The sequence below is a fragment of the Calditrichia bacterium genome (assembly GCA_020634975.1).
Lineage (GTDB): Bacteria > Calditrichota > Calditrichia > RBG-13-44-9 > J075 > JACKAQ01.
Map to the genome: position 1 here is coordinate 280220 of JACKAQ010000001.1, position 20089 is coordinate 300308.

Genomic DNA, 20089 nt, shown 5'->3' on the forward strand with positions numbered 1-20089 from the left:
AATTGGTAAGGCTATGAGCAACAGGCTTAGCCAAATATGTTGAAAAAGTCTGGTTTTCAAAGAAGTCAACTCCATTTTGGTTGCTCTTCATTTTAAGAGTTCAAGTTTAATTCAACCGACAAACAGCATTTTTTTACTACTGCTGTGGGTTGTTCTCATCTTCTGATGCTTCAGATTCTCTGGTATCGAAATAACTTTCCTTGAATGCACGCTCGCGCTCTGCACGAAGCCGGGCACGTTCTTCCATACGGGCACGCATGGTCATTAATCGGATTTCAGCTTCAATTTTCTTAATTTTATCTTCGATAACCTGTTTTCTCTGATCGATCGACTGGTTAACCTCGTCCAATACGGATGATACTTGAGTCAATTCACCCTGCATAGCCCGTTTTTGATCGAAGTAAACACTGATAATACCAAAGGCACCCAAATCGCCCCAGCGATCAAATTCGGGATAAGGATTTGGTGCAACGTCAGATTCATTTACTGCAACGAATAACTCGTCATACCTTTTGCGTAACTGAACCAAATTGCGACGCTTCATTTCCAGTTGACTAACCTTCGCGAAGTTCCGTTCGGATTTTGCGGTTGCGATACGATTATCCGTAACGCTCACCAAACTATCGATTCGACCCAATTCACTGTTGATTGCGTCATATTGCTCCAGCATCAGATCATATTGATGCTGCTTTTCAGCAACATATTTTCCGACCGGAAAATCATCAAAATAATTCACAAAACCACTCGGGTTGTAAATTTCCGGCGGGAAAGATTCGAGCACAGCTGTTAAACGCACCTGCAGACTGTCCAATCTTTCAACAACAGCAGTATTGCCGGACTCTTCTGCCATCAACCGAAGCTGGTTAGCTTCTTTGATTTGGCGAACAACTGTTTCAGCCTCACGATACATCGCTGTACCCGCAGGGCTGGATTCCGCCAGATCCTGATCCTGTATTTCTTTTTGTAGTCGATCCGCGACTGTTGAGGCTTTCAGATAAGCTTCTCTATCATTATGACGCAGTGCTTTTTCTTTCATGCCTTCGGCCTGAAGCAGCAATGCCTGCAACTGTTCCTGCTCATTCAGATACTCATCAATCGGGCGTTTATTCTGTTTTTCCTGATACATTTCGCGATACATACTGATCGCAGTTGTCGGCTCTTCCATGATTTGATTGATGTAAGCCAATAATCCGGTTGCTTCCATGCGATAGGGTGATGCGTAATATTCAGCAAGTAAGCGATTCGCATAAGCACGTGCTTGACTGAAATCACGCGTTTCACCTATATTTTTGGAACGTTCTTTTTCAAGATAGCTCCAGGCCAACGCATTTAAAATTTTATCATACCGCTCAAAATTCAAGGCAACCAAATTAAGGTAGTTTATCGCAGCATCGTAATTTTTTTGCTGATATTCAGTTAATCCGAGTTTGTAATATGCGCGATTCCGCAAATGTGCCGGGCTGCTGTTATCATTAACAATACTCTGAAATGTCTGGATCCCTTGCTCAATTTGCCCGGCTTCTATAGATGCATTTCCCATAAAATAACGGGAAATCTGAAAATAAGGGCTGGTGACCGGCATATTCATCCAAATGTCAATGGCTTTGTTATTTTCGTTTAGCTCGTAATAGGACATCGCTAACAAAAATGGCACATCAACAAAAGATGGGTCGTCGATTGATGAAACGGTTTGGCTAAATGAGCCATATTCGATTACATCGGCAAAGTTCTTCAGGCTGTAGCTGAGTTGAACCAGTCTGTGATAAGCATTCGGAGCAAAGGCAGATCCTGGATATTCTTTAATCAAGGTTAAATAAGCATCACGGGCATGCAAAAGCTGGTCATTTGCAAACCGGCTTTCAGCGAGGTAGTAATACAAATCATCCAAATTTTCAAATCCGTGTTGTGGATATGTTTCAAGAATATCGCTCAACAACAGATCAGCTAAAACAAAGTCGCCGTAATTGAACATTGTGTATGCTAAATCCAATTCCCGATTGAACATACGCAAGATATCTTCTCTCGTGGAATTATTGATAAAATTCTGCCGGATCAGCTTTACGTCTACCAAACGGCGTTCATACTGCACTTCTTCCGTTTGTTTCCAAGATACAAAAAGATCATAAATCGTCGGCATTTTATTGATGGGTAGATTTTGCGTATCACCCGCAGCTACATCACCAAAAGCAGCCATTAATTCATCCCGCGATTGATTCAATTGTTGAACCAGTTGGGGATTTGACTGCAATTGATCCAGCTTGATCATTTCCTCAGAGACATAAAGCATTTGAAGCGCATCCTCAAATACTTTTTTCTTCTCGAAATCAATAACACCATCTTCAATGGTTTGTTTGATTCGAGAAGACAACTCATTGGAAAAGTTATCCAAATCCCGTATTCCGGCACGATGCAAGCGCTGCTGAAACTCATAAAGATCGTTCAGTTTTTGTTCAAGGCTATCAAAATAGCGCTGTCGAGCTTCTTTAGGATCTTTCAGACGGAATGCCATTTCCTGGTTGATTAGCTCCATCAGGCTAATCAGAAATTTTTCATCACCTATCCGCCCTTCACCCTGCTGCAGAAAGAGATCGTACGTATAATTAGTAACGGCAGCCTGGAGTTCCAGATCTGCCGTTTTATTAATTAACTCTTTCAATGCTGCGGGGTCTGTTTGAGTATCTTGGGCGAGGATAGTGGAGAATTGGAAACAAATTACTACGATTAGAAGAACCATTCGCCTCATGTCGAGCTTCCACTATTTATTATGCAACAGACGTTATTAGTTACGAATTTTGTAACTACGTCAGTTAGGCTTTAGTGGCGGACTTTTTCGGCGATTCGTAATCGGTTGAGTGCCCTGGCAAGGGCTGTCTCGGCACGATGAACATCAATTTTTTCTTTCCGGTTTTGCAACCGCTGCCGTGCCCTGTCTCTCGAACGTTCAGCACGACTGATGTCAATGCTCTGTGCCTCTTCCGCTGTTTCCAGCAAAAGTAGCAACCGATTATTTAGCACCTCTAAAAAACCACCGCTAACTGCGTAGTATTGAGTTTTATCCGGTAAATCTATTTTCACTTCACCGACTCCAAGTTCGCTGACCATAGATGAATGGTTCGGCAAAACCTGGAAACGCCCCATCACCCCAGGAGCAGAGCAGCTTTTTGCCTGCCCGATATTCTCCTTGTGACTTGGCGTGGCTAATTCGATATTGATAAACTTTTCAGCCATAACACTATTCACAATTATCGTTGTTATTGTGACGAACTTTAATTAAAAGTATTTCTAAATAAAATTTGTGAAGAATATCAATAAAACTGATTATTCTTGCATTTTTTTAGCTTTTTCGATGGCATCATTGATGTCGCCGACCATATAAAAGGCCTGTTCGGGTAAATCATCCAACTCACCATCTACAATCATTTTAAAACCACGAATGGTTTCTTTCAAAGGAACATATTTTCCCGGGGTTCCGGTAAACGTTTCAGCTACAAAGAACGGTTGGGAAAGGAAACGTTGAATTTTTCGAGCCCGTTGAACGACTAACTTATCTTCGTCAGACAATTCGTCCATACCTAAAATGGCGATAATGTCCTGTAAATCCTTATACTTCTGCAATGTTTCCTGAACTGTTTTGGCAACGGCATAGTGTTCATTTCCAACAATATTAGGATCGAGGATTCGAGATGTCGAATCCAGCGGATCTACAGCAGGGTAAATTCCCATTTCAGAAATCTGGCGAGAAAGCACAGTAGTTGCATCAAGGTGCGAAAATGTTGTTGCGGGTGCAGGGTCTGTCAAGTCGTCTGCAGGTACGTAAACAGCCTGTACAGAAGTAATCGAACCTTTTTTGGTAGAAGCAATACGTTCCTGCAACTCACCCATTTCTGTTGCCAGCGTTGGCTGATAACCGACTGCTGAAGGCATCCGACCTAACAATGCGGATACTTCTGAGCCTGCCTGAGTAAAGCGGAAAATATTATCAACGAACAGAAGAACATCTTTTCCTTCTTCATCCCGGAAATACTCTGCGGCGGTTAGGGCTGTCAGCGCAACCCGCTGACGTGCACCCGGCGGTTCGTTCATCTGACCGAAGATGAGGGCGGTTTTATCCAACACACCACTATCTTTCATTTCCATATAGAGGTCGTTTCCTTCGCGGGTACGTTCACCTACGCCAGCGAACACCGAATAACCACCGTGTTCTGTGGCAATGTTACGAATCAATTCCTGAATCAACACTGTTTTACCGACGCCAGCGCCGCCAAACAAACCGGTTTTACCACCTTTCATATACGGTTCAAGAAGGTCGATCACTTTAATACCGGTTTCAAGAATTTCCGTTTCCGTGCTAAGCTGATCAAAATCAGGTGCAGAACGGTGAATGGGTAAATATTTTTTTGCTTCAATTTCGCCTTTTTCATCAATTGGTTCGCCAACGACGTTTATCAAACGACCTAATACGCCCGGTCCGCTGGGAACGGTAATTGGCAGACCTGTGTCATTGGCTTCGGTTCCACGAACCAACCCGTCTGTGCTGTCCATTGCAACGGTGCGAACCATATTTTCGCCCAGATGCTGCTGCACTTCAAGAACCAAAACCGAACCGTCTTCGCGTTCAATTTTCAGCGAATTGTAGATTTTGGGCAGGTGTTCTTCCGGGAACTCTACGTCCACAACTGGTCCAATAATCCGTTTTACCACACCTTTACTCATAATAATTGGTCCTTCTGTTTAAACAACCGCTTGATTTTCCAATTTTACATATTGATAAATTTTGGCGGTTTTGCGACATCAGATTGTCACACTGTTGATAGTTTAAAAAATCCGCCGTGAAACACAAAAGTCATGTAACTAAAATGATAACATGCTTTGCGTTTTTGCATTCTTGCTTCTCAAATCAAAAACGAAATGTGATTTAAGATGATTTCAATGCTTCGGCACCGCCGACAATTTCCAAAATTTCTTTCGTAATCGCTGCTTGCCTTGCTTTGTTGTACTGCAACGTCAGTTGCCGGATAATTTCATTGGCATTATCTGTTGCATTCTCCATTGCAATCATTCGGGCAGCCTGTTCGGATGCAAATGATTCCAGCAATGCACGCCAGACCTGGGTCCGGATATGCCGTGGAAGCAACGCTTCCAAAATAGCCGCCTGATCGGGTTCGTAAATATAATCGCCCGTTTGCTGGGTTTCGAAATCTTCCAGACTGATCGGCAACAACTTGTCGACTACCAAGTTTTGCCTGGCGACCGATTTGAACTCATTGTAAATAATTTTAACAGCATCTGTTTCGCCGGTTATAAAGCGTTTGATCAGTGAATTTGCAATTTCATTTGCATGTGCAAATTGCAGATCATTATAAAAATCCACTTTTCGGTCAACAATATTATATCCGCGTTTGCGAAAAAAATCATATCCCTTTTTACCGAGCGTAACGATCGAGAGGTTCAGATCGCGATGCGCATCCGCCTCCATAACCGCTTTTTTGATAACATTGGTATTAAAAGAACCGCATAATCCCCGGTCAGATGTAATAACAACCAACGTTACGTTCTGAACGGGTCTGCTTTTTAACAATTCCAGTTGTGGATTTTCCACACTGGCAGTCAGGTTCTGGATTAATTCCCGTATTTTTTCAGCATATGGACGGGCGGAAAACATGCGATCCTGGGCTCTGCGCATCTTTGCGGCAGCTACCATCTTCATGGCTTTTGTGATCTGCTGGGTATTTTTAACGCTTTTGATGCGCGTTTTTATTTCTCTCAGGGTTGCCATTTACTCGCCTCTGTATCACGGTTTGAACATTTTCAGAAAATCGCTGAGTGCTTTCCGCATTTCCTGATCAAGATCATCATCGATTTTTTGTTTGGAGCGCAGATTTTCCAAAATGGCAGGACGCTGTGCTTCCAAAAATTCGATGTATTCAGTCTGGAATTTGCCCATGCTGTCTACCGGCAATTTATCCAGTTCACCGGCGTTTGCGGCAAAGATAATCGCAACCTGTTTTTCAACCGACATTGGTACGTATTGCCCCTGCTTCAACAATTCAACAAGTCGTTGACCGCGCGTTAACTGCGCCTGGGTTGCTTTATCCAAATCCGAACCGAACTTTGCAAACGCCTCTAAAGATCGGTATTGCGCAAGGTTCAAACGCAAGCTCCCGGCAACTTGTTTCATAGCCTTAATTTGAGCCGAACCGCCAACACGACTGACCGAAATACCCACGTTTACCGCAGGGCGAACGCCGGAATAAAACAAGTTCGGTTCAAGATAAATCTGACCATCTGTAATAGAGATCACGTTTGTCGGGATATATGCGGATACGTCACCAGCCTGAGTTTCGATCACCGGTAATGCTGTTAATGAACCACCACCTTGCGATTCACTGAGTTTTGCCGCGCGCTCCAGTAAACGGCTGTGCAGGTAGAAAACGTCGCCGGGGTATGCTTCACGTCCGGGCGGACGGCGGAGCAACAATGCCATTTGACGATATGCAACTGCGTGTTTGGAAAGATCGTCATAAACGGCAAGGGCGTGCATGCCATTATCGCGGAAATATTCGCCCATTGCGGCACCCGTATATGGTGCGATATACTGCAACGCTGCAGATTCTGAAGCATTTGCGGCAACGACGATGGTGTATTCCATTGCGCCGTTATCTTCAAGTATTTTAACAACTTTAGCAACGGTAGATGCTTTTTGCCCGATAGCTACATAAATGCAATAAACGGGCTTATCAGAATTTTGGTAATCTTTCTGGTTGATAATCGTATCGATTGCGATAGCCGTTTTACCGGTTTGGCGATCGCCGATAATCAACTCCCGCTGTCCACGACCAATCGGAATCATCGAGTCGATGGCTTTCAGACCGGTTTGCAACGGTTCAAACACTGATTGCCGATAAATTACACCCGGTGCTTTGCGTTCTACTTCAATAAATTGAGTGGTATTGATCGGGCCGCGACCGTCCATCGGTTCTCCGAGCGGATTGACAACCCTACCGAGCAATTCCTTGCCTACCGGCACCGATGCAATTCGCTTGGTGCGTTTCACGGTTGCGCCTTCTTTGATGTTTTTATCTTCACCCAAAATAACAACGCCAACGCTGTCTTCTTCCAGGTTTAACACCATTCCGTTTACGCCATCTTCAAAGGTAACCAGTTCCCCGGCCATCACCTTATCCAAACCATGAATACGCGCGATGCCGTCGCCAACCTGCAATACCGTACCAACTTCATAGGTATCTGACTGCTTATCAAAGCTTTCCAGCTGCTTTTTGATAATTGCAGATATTTCTTCCGGTTTTACATCAACGGCCATATAGTATTCCTCTTTTAAAAAGCGTTACTTAACTACGACTCAGCCAACGAAGTTCGCAATGTTTTGAGTTGATTGCGCAAACTTGAGTCGAATACTCGCTCTTGCACTTTTACAATAAAACCACCCAACAGGGTCGGGTCGGTATGCTGTTCCAACTGCACATCTTTCCCATACAATTTGTCCAGATGTGCTTTCAGGGCTTTAATTTGTGCCGGCGAAAGTGTAGCTACACTACGCACTTCACCACGAATAATGCCTTTGTGTTCATCCATTAATTGATCAAATGAACCAATAATATCCGGCAAATTTGCTTCCCGGTTTTTTTGGAACAATAATTGAACAAAGTTAAAAGTGAGTAGCTGCAGGCGTTTTTTATAAAGCTCGGCAAAGGTTTTGCGTTTTAAGCTGCTCGGGATCACAGGCGAAGACATCATTGTACGAAATTCCGCACTTTGTTGATAATCATTTGCCAATAGTTTCAAATCAGCTTCAATAGATGACAGCAGTTTTTTTTCAACTGCCAGCTCAAACAAAGCCTTTGCATACCGGTTGCCTACACGGGACCCTTTCACTGCGAACTTCCTTCTAATTAACGTTTTTCTTACCAAACGACGAGATAGAATCGTCGATCAGTTTTTGATGTTGTGATTTATCGACGACCACACCGATCAATTTGGATGTGGCATCAACCACAATGTCCGCTACTTCCTGCCGCAACGATGCAACAGCCGACTGACGTTCTTTGTCAATATCTTCCTTTGCACGCTGCATGAGCTTTGTAGCTTCGGCCTGCGCTTCAGAAACAATACTTTGGGCTGTTTTTTCAGCCACTTTTTTGCTTTCATCGCGCATTGCCTTAATTTCATCCTGAACAGCATTTAACTGACGCTGTTGTTCCGCAAGCAACTTTTCAGATTCAGTTCGAGCTTGTTCCGCTCGCTGCAAAGCATCACTGATAGTTTTCTCACGGCTTTCCACGGCGTCCAAAATCGGCTTCCACGCCACTGCCCGCAAAACAATAACGACAGCAACAAACGTAATAACCGACCAAATGAACATACCGGGATTTAAGCTTAATAATTCCATAGCTAACCCCTATCAGACTTTGGTTCCGAGCAAGAAGCAGATAACCAATCCAAAGAATGCAGCACCTTCAATCAACGCTGCAGCAATAATCATTGCAGTACGAATATCGCCACCGGCTTCCGGTTGACGTGCCATTCCTTCAACTGCCTGACCACCAATACGTCCGATACCAATTGCAGCGCCAATTACAGCCAATCCGGCTCCAAGACCTGCTGCCAACCATGCTAAAGCGACACTTGTCATTTTTGTCACTCCTTTTTAATAGTTTGTGTGTGTTTTACGGTTTTTATTAATGAGTTTATTTGTGGGTAACTTACACCCCAAAACCCTAATGTCGTAAGATTTTTCACAAATAATACAACTATAAATCAAATTAGTGGTCGGGGTGAGCAGACATCCCGATAAACAATGCCGTAAGCATAACGAAAATAAAGGCTTGCAAAAAAGCTACAAAAAGCTCCAGCATATTAATAGCCACTGCCAAAGGCACAGAAACTGCCGCAATTGCGACATTGCCCAAAACGATGATTAATCCCAACAACGCAAAAATTACCGTGTGACCCGCTACCATATTAGCAAAAAGTCGCATTGCTAATGCAAACGGTTTTGTAAAAAGTCCCAAAATTTCGATCGGAACTATGATCAAATACATCGGTAAAGGCAAACCACTTGGAGCGAGGTGTTTCAAATAACCACCAATTCCGTTTTCTTTAATTCCATAGAATTGAGTCATCACAAACGAAACAGTAGCCAGCGCCGCAGTTAACGCGATATTGCCTGTGGCTGTTGAATTTCCGGGGATTAATCCGAGTAGATTGCAGGTGAGAATAAAAAAGAAAAGACTACATAAAAAGGGAGTTAAGCTTCGTCCGAGTGATTTACCCATATTCGGAATGGCAATTTCATCACGCACAAAAAGCACCATTGCCTCCAATGCACCGGACATACCTTTTGGCACAACATCTTTTCGCCTGTAAGCAAGCTTGAATACAACAACTAAAACCAGTAGCGCCAGCCACATCATTACTATATTAGATGTAATAGAAAGGTCAACCTTAACACCAAAAATATCAACCGGCGGAAATGTGGGAAGGTGAATCCCCCAAACAGTGTTACTATCCTGCAGGTGATGCATAATCCAATCGCCAAGCGTCATATTTTCAGCGTGACTGCTTTCGCCGCCACTCAAGAGGAAAGCCGCACTCATTAAATACCCCTCTGTGCCTCATTTTTATTTGCGTTCCAGTAAACCACCATTACTTCCAGACAAAGAAATGCAAAATACGCTGAAACGAGAGATGCTGTTAGTGGTACCATTAGCATTTTTAAAGCCCTAATTAAAACAAATAATGTTAAAAAAATCAACAAAAATCTAAAAATCATACCGCCAAAAAAAGATACCATAAATTGGCGTGGCGGTTTTTCAAAACCCCAGCTTATTATGGCGTATCCCAATATTGCATTCAGGTAAGCCAAACCGATTCCGGTTGCAACTGCCTGGCTTGTTTCACGATCCACAGAATCAGCAACAATACCAATTGCCGCTAACACGCACAATAACAATACAGCTAAACTCGCTACCAAAAATGTCGTGAATTTCATCTCTTGGAAGTGTTTTGATTGAATTTAGAAACCAGTTTAAAAAAAATGTAAAACCCGGCAATGATAGCAAAAATTAAACCGGCCAACATCATCCACGGGCCGGTTTCCCATTTTCCATCCAGATAATTTCCAAGGTAGGCGAAAACAACGATCAAAGTAACCAATGTCCATCCGAAATGCAGCAACGGCGCAGCCTCTCGCAGCACTTCGACAAACGATTTCTTCCCTCTTTTTCGATACGACTTGTCCGTATTTTTGACCGGAGCGCCACCGTCGTTATTTGCGGACATCATCACGGGCTTGCTCTTTGTTGCCAGCACCGGTTTTCTCGTAATCGCCTTTACCATTTGTCAGCGCTTTCAGTTTGTTTCCGGACATATCGGCGTGCCCGTTGAAAAATGCGCCTTCATCAATAATCAATTTACCCGCCGACAAATTACCGTTCAGCGAAGATGTATCTTCCAACGTTAACCGTTCTTCAATATATATATTGCCTTCAACTTTACCGGCAATCCGGGCATTTTTCGCATAAATTTCGCCAAAAATTTCGCCGGAACGACCAACCCGGACTTCATCTCCGGCTTTGATAAGTCCTTTAAGTTTTCCATTAATCTGCACACTGCCTTTGGTTTCAATCGTACCTTCGAGGAAGGTGCCTGCGTTAATGATGTTCAATTCGTTTTGACCGGTATATTCCGTATTGCTTTTACCGATTTTCTGAAATGCCATACTTATTCTCCTAAATTGTTCAAATCCATGAGATATAACCGAGGATTCTGCGGTTTACCATTTTTCCAAATTTCGAAATGCAAGTGGGGACCCGAAGAAATTCCGGAATTACCCACTAAACCAATCACATCACCCTGGCTCACTTCCTGGTGAATACTAACCAAATTTTGCGAATTGTGACTATAATACGTTAAATACCCGCCCGGATGGTATAAAATTATCGAGTATCCAAAATCATTTGTCCACCCACTAAACAGCACTTTTCCATCACCTGCAGCCTGAATAGGCACTCCCTCTTTGGCAACAATATCTAATCCGGGATGTTCTGGCCAGCGAAACTCTTGAGATACAAATCCGACAACCGGCGATTTTAGCGGAAGTGTGGTTAAAAGCGTAGCTTTTGCTTGCGTTTCAACCAGCGTTTCAGGATCATAAGATTGTTCCCGGGCACGCTCGGCAAATTTTATGTAACCTTGTAAACTATTGCGAACCTTATCTTTATATGCTTTGATTGTATCGAGCTGAGCCTGCAATTCATACCCAACTTTCAACTGCTCACGAAGCTGAGTAAGTTCATTTTCACGTTCTGCTTTTTCGAGTGCAGCTTGTAAAACGCGACTATACGTGACGATACCGAACACAACACTAACCAAAGCAACAGCCAAAAACACAACAATAAAATTGAGCGTCGAGTATTTCAGACGGAAACTTTTAGGCGGCGCTTCCTGATTATCCGGCACCAACAATATGTTTAAATACTTTTTTTTGTCTTTCTTATGCACAACAAACCCAAATAGTTAAGTCAACGAAAATCATAGTAAGAAAAGTAATATTGAAGATACAATTTTTCCTAATACATTTTCACATAATTTTTGCAGAGCCCGATCAAAGGATTGCTGAAATCTTCCAAATTTTTCTTGATTTATCAATGCCGGAAAAGTCTATTCCGGATTAGACAGGCGGGAATAATACCATGATTTGTGATAGGATTACGTGATGAGATTAACATACTCTATACAAATTTAAAGGCTAAAACTTAATTTGATCCAGAATATCCATCAAACGCTCCAAATCTTCACTCGAATAATACACGATCTCGATGGAGCCGCCTTCTTTTTTGGTGCGCAATTTTACCTGCGTGCCAAATTTTTCACGCAATTTACTTTCAATTCGATTATTGTAAGCGGATTTTCGTTGCTGTGCGGTTTTTTCCGGCGATTTGCTTTTTACTTTTTCCTGGGCTTTTCGGGCAAGCTGTTCAACCGAACGAACGGATAGATTTTCGTTGACCGCTTTTTTCCAGATTTTTTCCTGCTCTTTTTCATCGGCAACGCTCAACAATGCCCGGGCATGACCTTCCCGCAAACTGCCTTTTTGCAAGCTTTCCTGAATTTTCGATGGCAATTTTAATAAGCGAATAACATTGGAAACTGTCGTCCGGTCTTTGCCTATTTTTTTGGCGACTTCTTCCTGGGTCAAGCCGCATTCATCGATTAATTGTTGGTAACCTTTGCCTAATTCGATGGGATTTAATTGCTCCCGCTGCACATTTTCGATCAATGCGATTTCCAGCATTTCCTCATCCGAAGTAATTTCTTTGACGAAAGCCGGAATTTTTTGATACCAAGATCGATTGTTGCACGCAGCCGCCGTTCCCCGGCAACCAGCTGAAAATTCCCATCACCCATCGGACGAACCAATACAGGCTGAATCACACCTTTTTCCCGAATGGAGCGTTTCAGATCTTCAAATGCGGCATCATCAAAATTGATTCGTGGTTGAAACGGGTTGGCTGTAATAAGTGCAACTTCCAATTCCTGAATGGCTTCGCCGGTAACGGCCGGCACTGTTTCGATGTCGGTTGGAATAAGTGCGTGAAGCCCCTTGCCGAGATGCGCTTTACCTCTCATTGAATAACACTTTCTTTGGCTAAAACTTCCTCTGCTAATTTCATATAATTTTCCGCACCGCTGGATGTTGCGTCAAACATCACAATCGGCAAGCCAAAGCTGGGTGCTTCGCTCAATCGTACATTTCGCATAATTGCTGTTTGAAACACCTTCTCTTTGAAATAATCACGAACCTCTTTTTCAACCTGATTGCAAAGATTCAACCGTCGATCATACATCGTAAGCAATACACCATAAATTCCCAATTTCCGGTTGAGGTGCCGTTGAACCAAACGAATGGTATTCAGCAGTTTGCTCAATCCTTCTAATGCATAATATTCACATTGAATGGGAATGAGTACGCTATCTGCTGCGGTTAATGAGTTCAAGGTGAGGATTCCCAGCGAGGGCGGACAATCTATTATGATGTAGTCATAATCCTGCTGAATAGTGCGTATCTGTTCTTTGAGGATTTTCTCACGCGCAATAACCTGCACCAATTCCACTTCTGTGCCCACAAGGTTAATGTGGGATGGTATCAACGATAAATTGGGCACTTTGGTAGACATAACAATTTTCGAAATGTCTTCGTTATTGACAAATACGTCGTAAACGCTCTTCTCCAACCCCCGGCTATCGATACCCAAGCCGGAAGTTGCGTTAGCCTGAGGATCCACATCTATCAACAGAACATTTTTTTCTGCGACAGCAAGACAGGAAGCCAGGTTAACTGCGGTGGTTGTTTTACCTACGCCGCCTTTTTGATTTGCAACTGCTACAATGATCCCCATAGTACTCACTCATTCTTATTATTTAACGTCGAAAATATAAAGGTCTGCCCTCTGAAATACAAGCTTAAAACCTGATCGTTAAAGGCAGTGCAAGCTTTTGTTTTTTATCGATTTACTCAAAGACGACATTTTGAAAAAATATTCTGCCCTAGCCAGAATTCGGGTAGCTGGGAAGCAACAATCCATACGGTCCCGGCAACTCGATAATCCCGGGGTGCTAAACCTTTTTTACAGGTAAGCACTTGCTTTAACAAAACGTTAGCGTTGATTTTACCATCCTGGCTGAACATGTGTCCCTGCTGCGGATGCAGACAATGATATAGCATAATCTTTCAAAATCGGGAATATTATTGTGATCAGAATCGGTATTTCTGACTTACGTTTTTTATTCCGATTTTGCAAGTTCATTTCGGCAATGTTTTTTTAATTCCCGGGCCCGTTTATAACGTTTTTCAAGTCGTTGTTGCATGGCTTCCGGAACTGTGATTGCCAGTAATTCATCCAGCTTTTTTTCGGCAAGCAAAAAATCCCCGCGCTGCACGTCAATTTCTGCCATTTTCAGCAGACAATCTGTTTCGTTGTAATGATTGTTGCCATCGATCGATCGCACGGTATCCAGCAATTCCTGATATAATTGATACGCCCGGTCAAATTGTTTGCTGCGAAAATAAATTTCCACCAATGTCCATTTGAAAAAACGGCTTTCGGGATAGCGATGACAATTTTGTAACGCCAATTCTTCGGCATCTTCCATCCGTCCGGCATCGATATAAATCCACGCCAGTTGATCCTTTCCGAACGAGCTGACAAATTCACCATTTTCGATGGAAGTATTAACCATTCGAATGCCCTTTTCACGATCATCCGATACAAAAGGTAACCAGCTTAACCCTTTGGTTTTACTGCTTTTCCAGTACTTATAACTGCCGACACCCATGTAGGCATCAAAAAAGGTGGAATCGATGGCCAAACTTTTTTCCAAACGATTCACGCCACGGGTTGCGTTCCGGTAAGCTGCCCAGGATTTGCCGCGTTTGCTGCTCATAAAACTGCGATACAAATGGGCGCTCCCCTCCAAAAAAAACAACCAGGGATCGTTTTGCAGCGAGTCGTATAACGCTTCCGCAGTTTGCACGGTTTTTTCCATCAGATCATCAAATTCCTGTTGACGGGCGTAATCTTCCCGATCCAGAATTTCTGCCTGAATGGTGGCGCCGGTGTAAAAATATCCAGCCGGATGCTCCGGGTATCTCGCGATCAGCCTGCGAAAGCGGATTTCCGCTTTGCTAAATTGGTTGTTGATCGTTTCATCAATTCCCAAATGAATCTCTTTCCGGAGTGAGTCCGTCAGCGTTTGTGCATTTGTCGCGGAGAAAGCGACAAAAAACGTTATCCACCATGTAAAAAAACAGAAAAACTTCAGAGATTTGATATATGACATTAAGGCATCCGTGCGATGTTATGCGTTGGTAAAACAGATACTCATTTTACTGTGAATCCCTCAAAATTCAAAATGAAAAATTTTAGATTTTCCGCGATTGTGCAATGAGTCAATGTCCCTAACCGTTTTCTGCGTAAGTTTTAAGCTTGAGCAAATGCAGTGCAATTTGCGATAACTATTTGTCTGTTTTATAGTTGGCAGTCACGCTTCCTGCAGCACAACTTCCCGGTCATTTACATAAACCTGCATTTTTGAGTCACGATTTCCAAAATTATTTCGATAATTGGAGATTATCGTTTTTTATATTTTTCATTTTCGTTATCTCATTAAAAAACAAAGATATAGAACAAAATCATATACTATAAAATGCGTCATTGAAGGGAGCATCTATGTGGCAGAAACCACGATTGGTTGCAAAATGGCTGATATTTTTGCTATTTCTGACTTGTTCTTCCGGTAGCAAATTATTTGCCCAAACAACCTACACCTGGAAAAGCGACAGCATCGGTAGTTGGCAAAATGCCGACATGTGGATTCCCACAGGCATTCCCGGTAGCAACGATGGTGTGATCATCGGTTCCGGCATTGTTTCGATGGAAAACGCCACGATAACCATCAGGGAAATTACGCTTTCCGGCGGAACGTTAACCGCAGCCGGCGCAAAACTGACTGTTACCGAACGGTTCAGTTGGCTGAACGGCAATATGCTCGGCGATACTCTTTCTGCTACACTAACGGATACTGTGGAGGTCGGAGAAAATGCAGATTTTATCATTCAGGGTTCGGGTGCACGCAACGTTGCCAAATTTTACATCCGTAGCTACGGATACACCACCTGGAACACATCAAACTCGCTGGAACTCGCCCGTGGTTCCATTTTCGAAAATACACCAACGGCAACGTTTGAGATGCAGAGCGATCGCCGGATAAAGGGAGTGCAACCTGATCCGGGAATGTTTATTTCGCACGGGACACTCGTTAAATCGGCGGGTAGCAGCCGTAGTTTCATCGAAGTATTGATGGAAATTAGCGGAAATATCGATCTCAACGCAGGAAGCCTGCAACTGGACGGCGGCGGAAGCCTCGCTAATCTATCGGCAACTGTTGTTTCCGGCAGTGAGTTGCTCATCCGCGATGAGCCATTTTCGCTGGATAGCGCCGTTTTTTCCGGCAACGGCACAGTAACGATCAACGATGCACCAATTACCCTCGGCACCGGCGACATTTCCATTGGCAGTGGCATTACATTATCGCTGCTCAGCAGCGGCACGGCATTGACCGGCGATGCCGATCTGGTTATCGATGGCGTTCTCAACTGGAATCGTGGAAAAATCACCGGAAACGGTGCGATCATCAACAATAATCTCATTCAAATTACCGGCGACCGGAGCAAAACCATTGGTAAAAATCTGGTCAACAACGGCATCATCGATTGGACGGAGGGCGGCGGTCTCAATTTTGAAAACGGCGCTTCGCTGACCAACGCGCCAGCCGCATCTTTCAATATTATTGGCGATGGGAACATTTTGCTGAGCAGCGGCACCGGCAGTAAGTTGATCAACAACGGAACGGTCAGCAAAACGCAGACAACCGGAAACACCACCATCGGGCTCGAGTTGCACAATCGCGGCGCGTTCAATATCAACAGCGGCAGCATCCAGTTGACAGAAACCCGCGACTCAACGGGAACCATCCAAATTGACAGCGGAACAACCCTGGAATTGCTGGACGGCAGTCACAAATTTCTCGAAAACGCCCGAATCAGTGGTCCCGGATTGTTGGTAATTTCGGGAGATTCCGTTTTATTTGACGGAACATATCACGGCACCGGAGAATTTCGCATCGACGGCGGCGTGGTCACATTTGATCAGCCGGATACGGTGCAACAATTATCGATGAACGGCGGCACGTTAAACGGCAACGGCGCGTTGGTTGTTGCCGGTGCGTTCAATTGGCTGGACGGTGATATCGAAGGCGATAGCGACATCCGGCTGAAATCCACTACCGCGATGATCGGCACTTCATCGAATGTCAAATATATTCGCGATCGCACTGTCATCAACGAAGGCAGCCTGGTTTGGAGCGGTAACGCCGATTTGCGGTTGAACCGCGATGCGGAAATTATCAACGAAACCGGCGCAACACTGACCGTTCAGACGGACGCAGATGTGCTCAAAGAATTCGGCGCGCCGTTGGGCGGGCTCATTACCAATCGCGGTACGCTCATCAAATCACTCAGCGAAGGCACCACAACGATAGAAGCGGATTTGCAAAATTCTGGTGAAATGGCCATTCGCAGCGGAACGCTCCGTTTCAATCAGCAAATTGTCAACGCGGGCAGCGGCATCATTTCCGGAACGGATACGCTGAATGTGCAAAACGCAACATTCACCAATAATGGCGTGGTTCGTCCGGGCCATCCGGTCGGCAGTTTGCGAGTCGTTAACGATTTACCGACATCCATCAGCAGCGTTATCGATTTGGAAATACAGGGTGTTACACCCGGTTTTACTTACGATCAGTTGCAGATAAACAGCACCGCATTTTTGGGCGGAACACTGAAATTCTCCGTTAAAAGCGGATTTACGCCGGCACTGACGGATACGTTTTTTGTGATGACTTATGCCAGCTACAGCGGTGCTTTCGCCAATGTTACCGGTCCGGGCGGCAGCACATTTTCTTCGGGATACAAAAATAACCGGTTTTACATCACCAACATCAATTTGCTGAATGCTGCGCCAGTGGCGCTCGATGATGCATTCACCATTTTGGAAGATCACCCATCGCTGCTGAATGTTTTGGCGAACGACAGCGACCCGGATAACGACCCGTTGAGCGTTTCCGTGGTAACCTCCCCGGCGCATGGCACTGTCAGCGTCGTCGCCGATACATCATTTTTATATACGCCTGCGGCAAATTTTTTTGGCGCGGATTCGTTCGATTACGAAGTGAGCGATCCGGATAACGCAACAAATATCGCAACCGTTTACATCACGGTTCAACCAGCAAACGATCCGCCGGTGATTACAACACTACCCGACATAACTTTTGATGAAACAGAAACTTACACCATCGATTTGGATGATTTTGTGAGCGACGCCGATCACGGCGACAACGAGCTGAGCTGGTCTGCAACTGTTCTCACAGCCCAAAAACAGGACGGGAAGCCAGTAACAAAATCGGAAGCGATGGAACCGGAAGTTGCAACCATTGAATTGGTGAATGTCGATACATCGGATTTGCAAATCAGCATCGATCCGGCAACACATATCGCCAGTTTTACGGGCAGTTCTGTAGGGCTGAACGTATTTACTGTTAGATTCGCAGTATCCGATCCGGTCGGGTTCAGCGATACGGACACCATTTCTGTGACGGTCACCGGTACGCTGTCGCCGCCGGTGCTGGTCAATCCCATCAGCGACGCGGTATTTAACGAAGACAGCGGACCGGTTGTGGTTGCTAACGATTTGAACACGGTGTTCAGCAACCCGGAAACGACGCCGCTCGTTTTCAGCGCGGTGTCATTAAACAGCAATATTCAGACAATTTTGCAGGGCGATCAGCTGTCGGTAGTGGCATCGCAAAATTACAATGGCAACGGCACTGTTATCGTTTCCGCCAATAACACGATCAGCACATCGGATACTTTTTTGGTGACTGTTTTATCGGTGAACGATCGTCCGGTGGTCAATTTGCCAAATGTCGCGTTTCCGGCGGATGATATTTACCAACTCGATCTCGACAATTTTGTGATTGATGTAGATAATCCGGACGCAGTGCTGCTTTGGACAGCGCAAGTACTCACCTCGACCACCGGAAATCCCAACGATCTCACGATATCAATCGATCCGGTTTCACACGTTGCGGCATTTTCTGTAACATCAGGTAATTTTGGCACTTACAGCGCCAGATTTAACGTAATGGATCCCGGCGGTTTGAGCGCTGCGGATACTATCACTGTCAGCGTCACAGAATTTTTTGTGAACACTGCGCCGATGGTTGTCAACCCGGTTCCCGATGCGCAATTCCCGGAAGATGCATCGCCAAAACGGCTGCCGGCAAAACTGAGCGACGTATTTTTTGATCCCGATATCAACCAGACACTGACATTTTCGGTGAGTTCGAACCGTTCGGATATTGTGGCAATTGTGCTGGGCGACAGCGTGCAAATCAGCTATCCGCCCGATTTCAACGGGAGCGGCTCGGTGTTTATCACTGCAACGGACGACAGCAGCGCTACCGCCAGCGATACGGTGCAGGTAACAATTCTGCCGGTCAACGATCCACCGCAAATTAGCGGATTGGCACAGCAACTCACTTTCCCGGCAAACGCATTTGTGACGATCAATTTGTGGATCGCAGTGTCTGATCCCGAAACAGCAGATTCGCTTTTAAGCTATTCCTTTTCTTCAACGAATGATTCAGTGCTGTTCAGCTTTAACGCAGCAAATGGCGATTTAACACTTTCTGCACACCCGGCATTCGGCGGAACCGCGAATTTGTTCGTAACCGTTAGCGATTCGCAAAACGCCTCCGCCAGCGATACGATCAGCGTTACGGTTCAACCGGTTTCGGGCATCGATGATGTTGTATCGATTCCTCAAAGTATTGCGTTACATCAAAATTATCCCAATCCATTTAACCCGGAAACTACCATAAAATTTCAGTTACCGGTAGCGACAACTGTTCGGTTGGTCATTTACAATATGCTCGGTCAGCAAGTTCGCGAATTGCTGAATACGGCGTTGGCAGCCGGTTACCACAGTGCTCGCTGGAATGGATTTGATGATCGCGGCAATCCCGTAACCAGCGGCATTTATTTTTACCGGATGGAAATCGCGGGGCTTAACGAAACTGTTACAGGTCAACACCTCATCCGTAAGATGATCCTGATGAAATAAATTGAACCGACAAATTTCTGAGCCGGTGGTTTTAACAATCGCCGGCTTTTTATTCGGTTTGTTTGTGAAATTATGTTTATCGATGCGTTGCCAAATCACACATTTTGCACATTTTTTATTCACCTTCAATCGCCCCAACAGAATTCATTTTCTCAAATTAAGAGTTTGTGCTGTCTGTCATTCCACCCCTAACCTCAATACCTACATTGTTGTAGATTAATATTTACAAAAACATAGTGGTTATTCTACTTAGATCGTGCAAATTCAACAATCGGGATATTTGGCAGGTTAAAAGGCATTAAACCGGAATTGGTTTACGATATCAACAG

Annotated in this window: 18 protein-coding genes; 1 reads left to right on the forward strand and 17 read right to left on the reverse strand. The window is 44.4% G+C overall.

Features of this window, described 5'->3' with window-relative positions; genetic code table 11:
• Positions 1 to 136: 136 nt before the first annotated feature.
• From H6629_01140 to H6629_01220, 17 genes are all read right to left on the reverse strand, one after another.
• On the reverse strand, positions 137 to 2743 hold the full coding sequence (locus tag H6629_01140; GenBank protein MCB9066401.1) for a tetratricopeptide repeat protein: 2607 nt from the start codon (positions 2741 to 2743) through the stop codon (positions 137 to 139).
• Between the two features lie 71 nt (positions 2744 to 2814).
• On the reverse strand, positions 2815 to 3228 hold the full coding sequence (locus H6629_01145; GenBank protein MCB9066402.1) for a F0F1 ATP synthase subunit epsilon: 414 nt from the start codon (positions 3226 to 3228) through the stop codon (positions 2815 to 2817).
• A gap of 90 nt (positions 3229 to 3318) precedes the next feature.
• Complete coding sequence (gene atpD, locus H6629_01150) at positions 3319 to 4713, reverse strand: F0F1 ATP synthase subunit beta (protein ID MCB9066403.1); 1395 nt, start codon at positions 4711 to 4713, stop codon at positions 3319 to 3321.
• A 202-nt stretch (positions 4714 to 4915) separates the two neighbouring features.
• Positions 4916 to 5776 carry an ATP synthase F1 subunit gamma gene (atpG, locus tag H6629_01155; protein ID MCB9066404.1) on the reverse strand — a complete coding sequence of 287 codons (861 nt, stop codon included), beginning with the start codon at positions 5774 to 5776 and terminating at the stop codon, positions 4916 to 4918.
• Between the two features lie 15 nt (positions 5777 to 5791).
• Positions 5792 to 7321 carry a F0F1 ATP synthase subunit alpha gene (locus H6629_01160; GenBank protein MCB9066405.1) on the reverse strand — a complete coding sequence of 510 codons (1530 nt, stop codon included), beginning with the start codon at positions 7319 to 7321 and terminating at the stop codon, positions 5792 to 5794.
• A gap of 32 nt (positions 7322 to 7353) precedes the next feature.
• Complete coding sequence (atpH, locus tag H6629_01165; protein MCB9066406.1) at positions 7354 to 7929, reverse strand: ATP synthase F1 subunit delta; 576 nt, start codon at positions 7927 to 7929, stop codon at positions 7354 to 7356.
• On the reverse strand, positions 7907 to 8407 hold the full coding sequence (atpF, locus tag H6629_01170; GenBank protein ID MCB9066407.1) for a F0F1 ATP synthase subunit B: 501 nt from the start codon (positions 8405 to 8407) through the stop codon (positions 7907 to 7909). Before atpF ends, atpH begins: the two co-directional genes overlap by 23 nt.
• Before the next feature lie 12 nt (positions 8408 to 8419).
• Positions 8420 to 8650 (reverse strand): ATP synthase F0 subunit C, encoded by a 231-nt coding sequence (atpE, locus tag H6629_01175; GenBank protein ID MCB9066408.1) that lies wholly within the window; start codon positions 8648 to 8650, stop codon positions 8420 to 8422.
• A 130-nt stretch (positions 8651 to 8780) separates the two neighbouring features.
• Positions 8781 to 9614: a F0F1 ATP synthase subunit A gene (atpB, locus tag H6629_01180; protein MCB9066409.1), complete on the reverse strand. Its 834-nt coding sequence runs from the start codon at positions 9612 to 9614 to the stop codon at positions 8781 to 8783.
• Positions 9614 to 10009 carry a hypothetical protein gene (locus H6629_01185; GenBank protein MCB9066410.1) on the reverse strand — a complete coding sequence of 132 codons (396 nt, stop codon included), beginning with the start codon at positions 10007 to 10009 and terminating at the stop codon, positions 9614 to 9616. Before H6629_01185 ends, atpB begins: the two co-directional genes overlap by 1 nt.
• Positions 10006 to 10302, reverse strand: a complete 297-nt coding sequence (locus H6629_01190; protein ID MCB9066411.1) for an AtpZ/AtpI family protein — start codon at positions 10300 to 10302, stop codon at positions 10006 to 10008. The genes H6629_01185 and H6629_01190 overlap by 4 nt, the downstream gene beginning before the upstream one ends.
• Positions 10286 to 10738, reverse strand: coding sequence for a polymer-forming cytoskeletal protein (locus H6629_01195; GenBank protein ID MCB9066412.1), 453 nt, complete (start codon positions 10736 to 10738; stop codon positions 10286 to 10288). The genes H6629_01190 and H6629_01195 overlap by 17 nt, the downstream gene beginning before the upstream one ends.
• Positions 10739 to 10740: 2 nt before the next feature.
• Positions 10741 to 11520 (reverse strand): peptidoglycan DD-metalloendopeptidase family protein, encoded by a 780-nt coding sequence (locus tag H6629_01200; GenBank protein ID MCB9066413.1) that lies wholly within the window; start codon positions 11518 to 11520, stop codon positions 10741 to 10743.
• 247 nt (positions 11521 to 11767) lie between these two features.
• Positions 11768 to 12313, reverse strand: coding sequence for a ParB/RepB/Spo0J family partition protein (locus H6629_01205; protein MCB9066414.1), 546 nt, complete (start codon positions 12311 to 12313; stop codon positions 11768 to 11770).
• Entirely contained in the window at positions 12295 to 12648 is a 354-nt protein-coding gene (locus H6629_01210; protein MCB9066415.1) for a ParB/RepB/Spo0J family partition protein, read from the reverse strand. The genes H6629_01205 and H6629_01210 overlap by 19 nt, the downstream gene beginning before the upstream one ends.
• Positions 12645 to 13418, reverse strand: coding sequence for a ParA family protein (locus H6629_01215; protein ID MCB9066416.1), 774 nt, complete (start codon positions 13416 to 13418; stop codon positions 12645 to 12647). The genes H6629_01210 and H6629_01215 overlap by 4 nt, the downstream gene beginning before the upstream one ends.
• A 385-nt stretch (positions 13419 to 13803) precedes the next feature.
• A complete protein-coding gene (locus H6629_01220; protein MCB9066417.1) occupies positions 13804 to 14859 on the reverse strand; it encodes a tetratricopeptide repeat protein in 1056 nt (351 codons plus the stop codon).
• A 389-nt stretch (positions 14860 to 15248) separates the two neighbouring features.
• On the opposite strand from H6629_01220, the gene H6629_01225 reads away from it, so the two are divergent.
• Positions 15249 to 19760: a tandem-95 repeat protein gene (locus H6629_01225; protein ID MCB9066418.1), complete on the forward strand. Its 4512-nt coding sequence runs from the start codon at positions 15249 to 15251 to the stop codon at positions 19758 to 19760.
• Positions 19761 to 20089 lie beyond the last annotated feature (329 nt).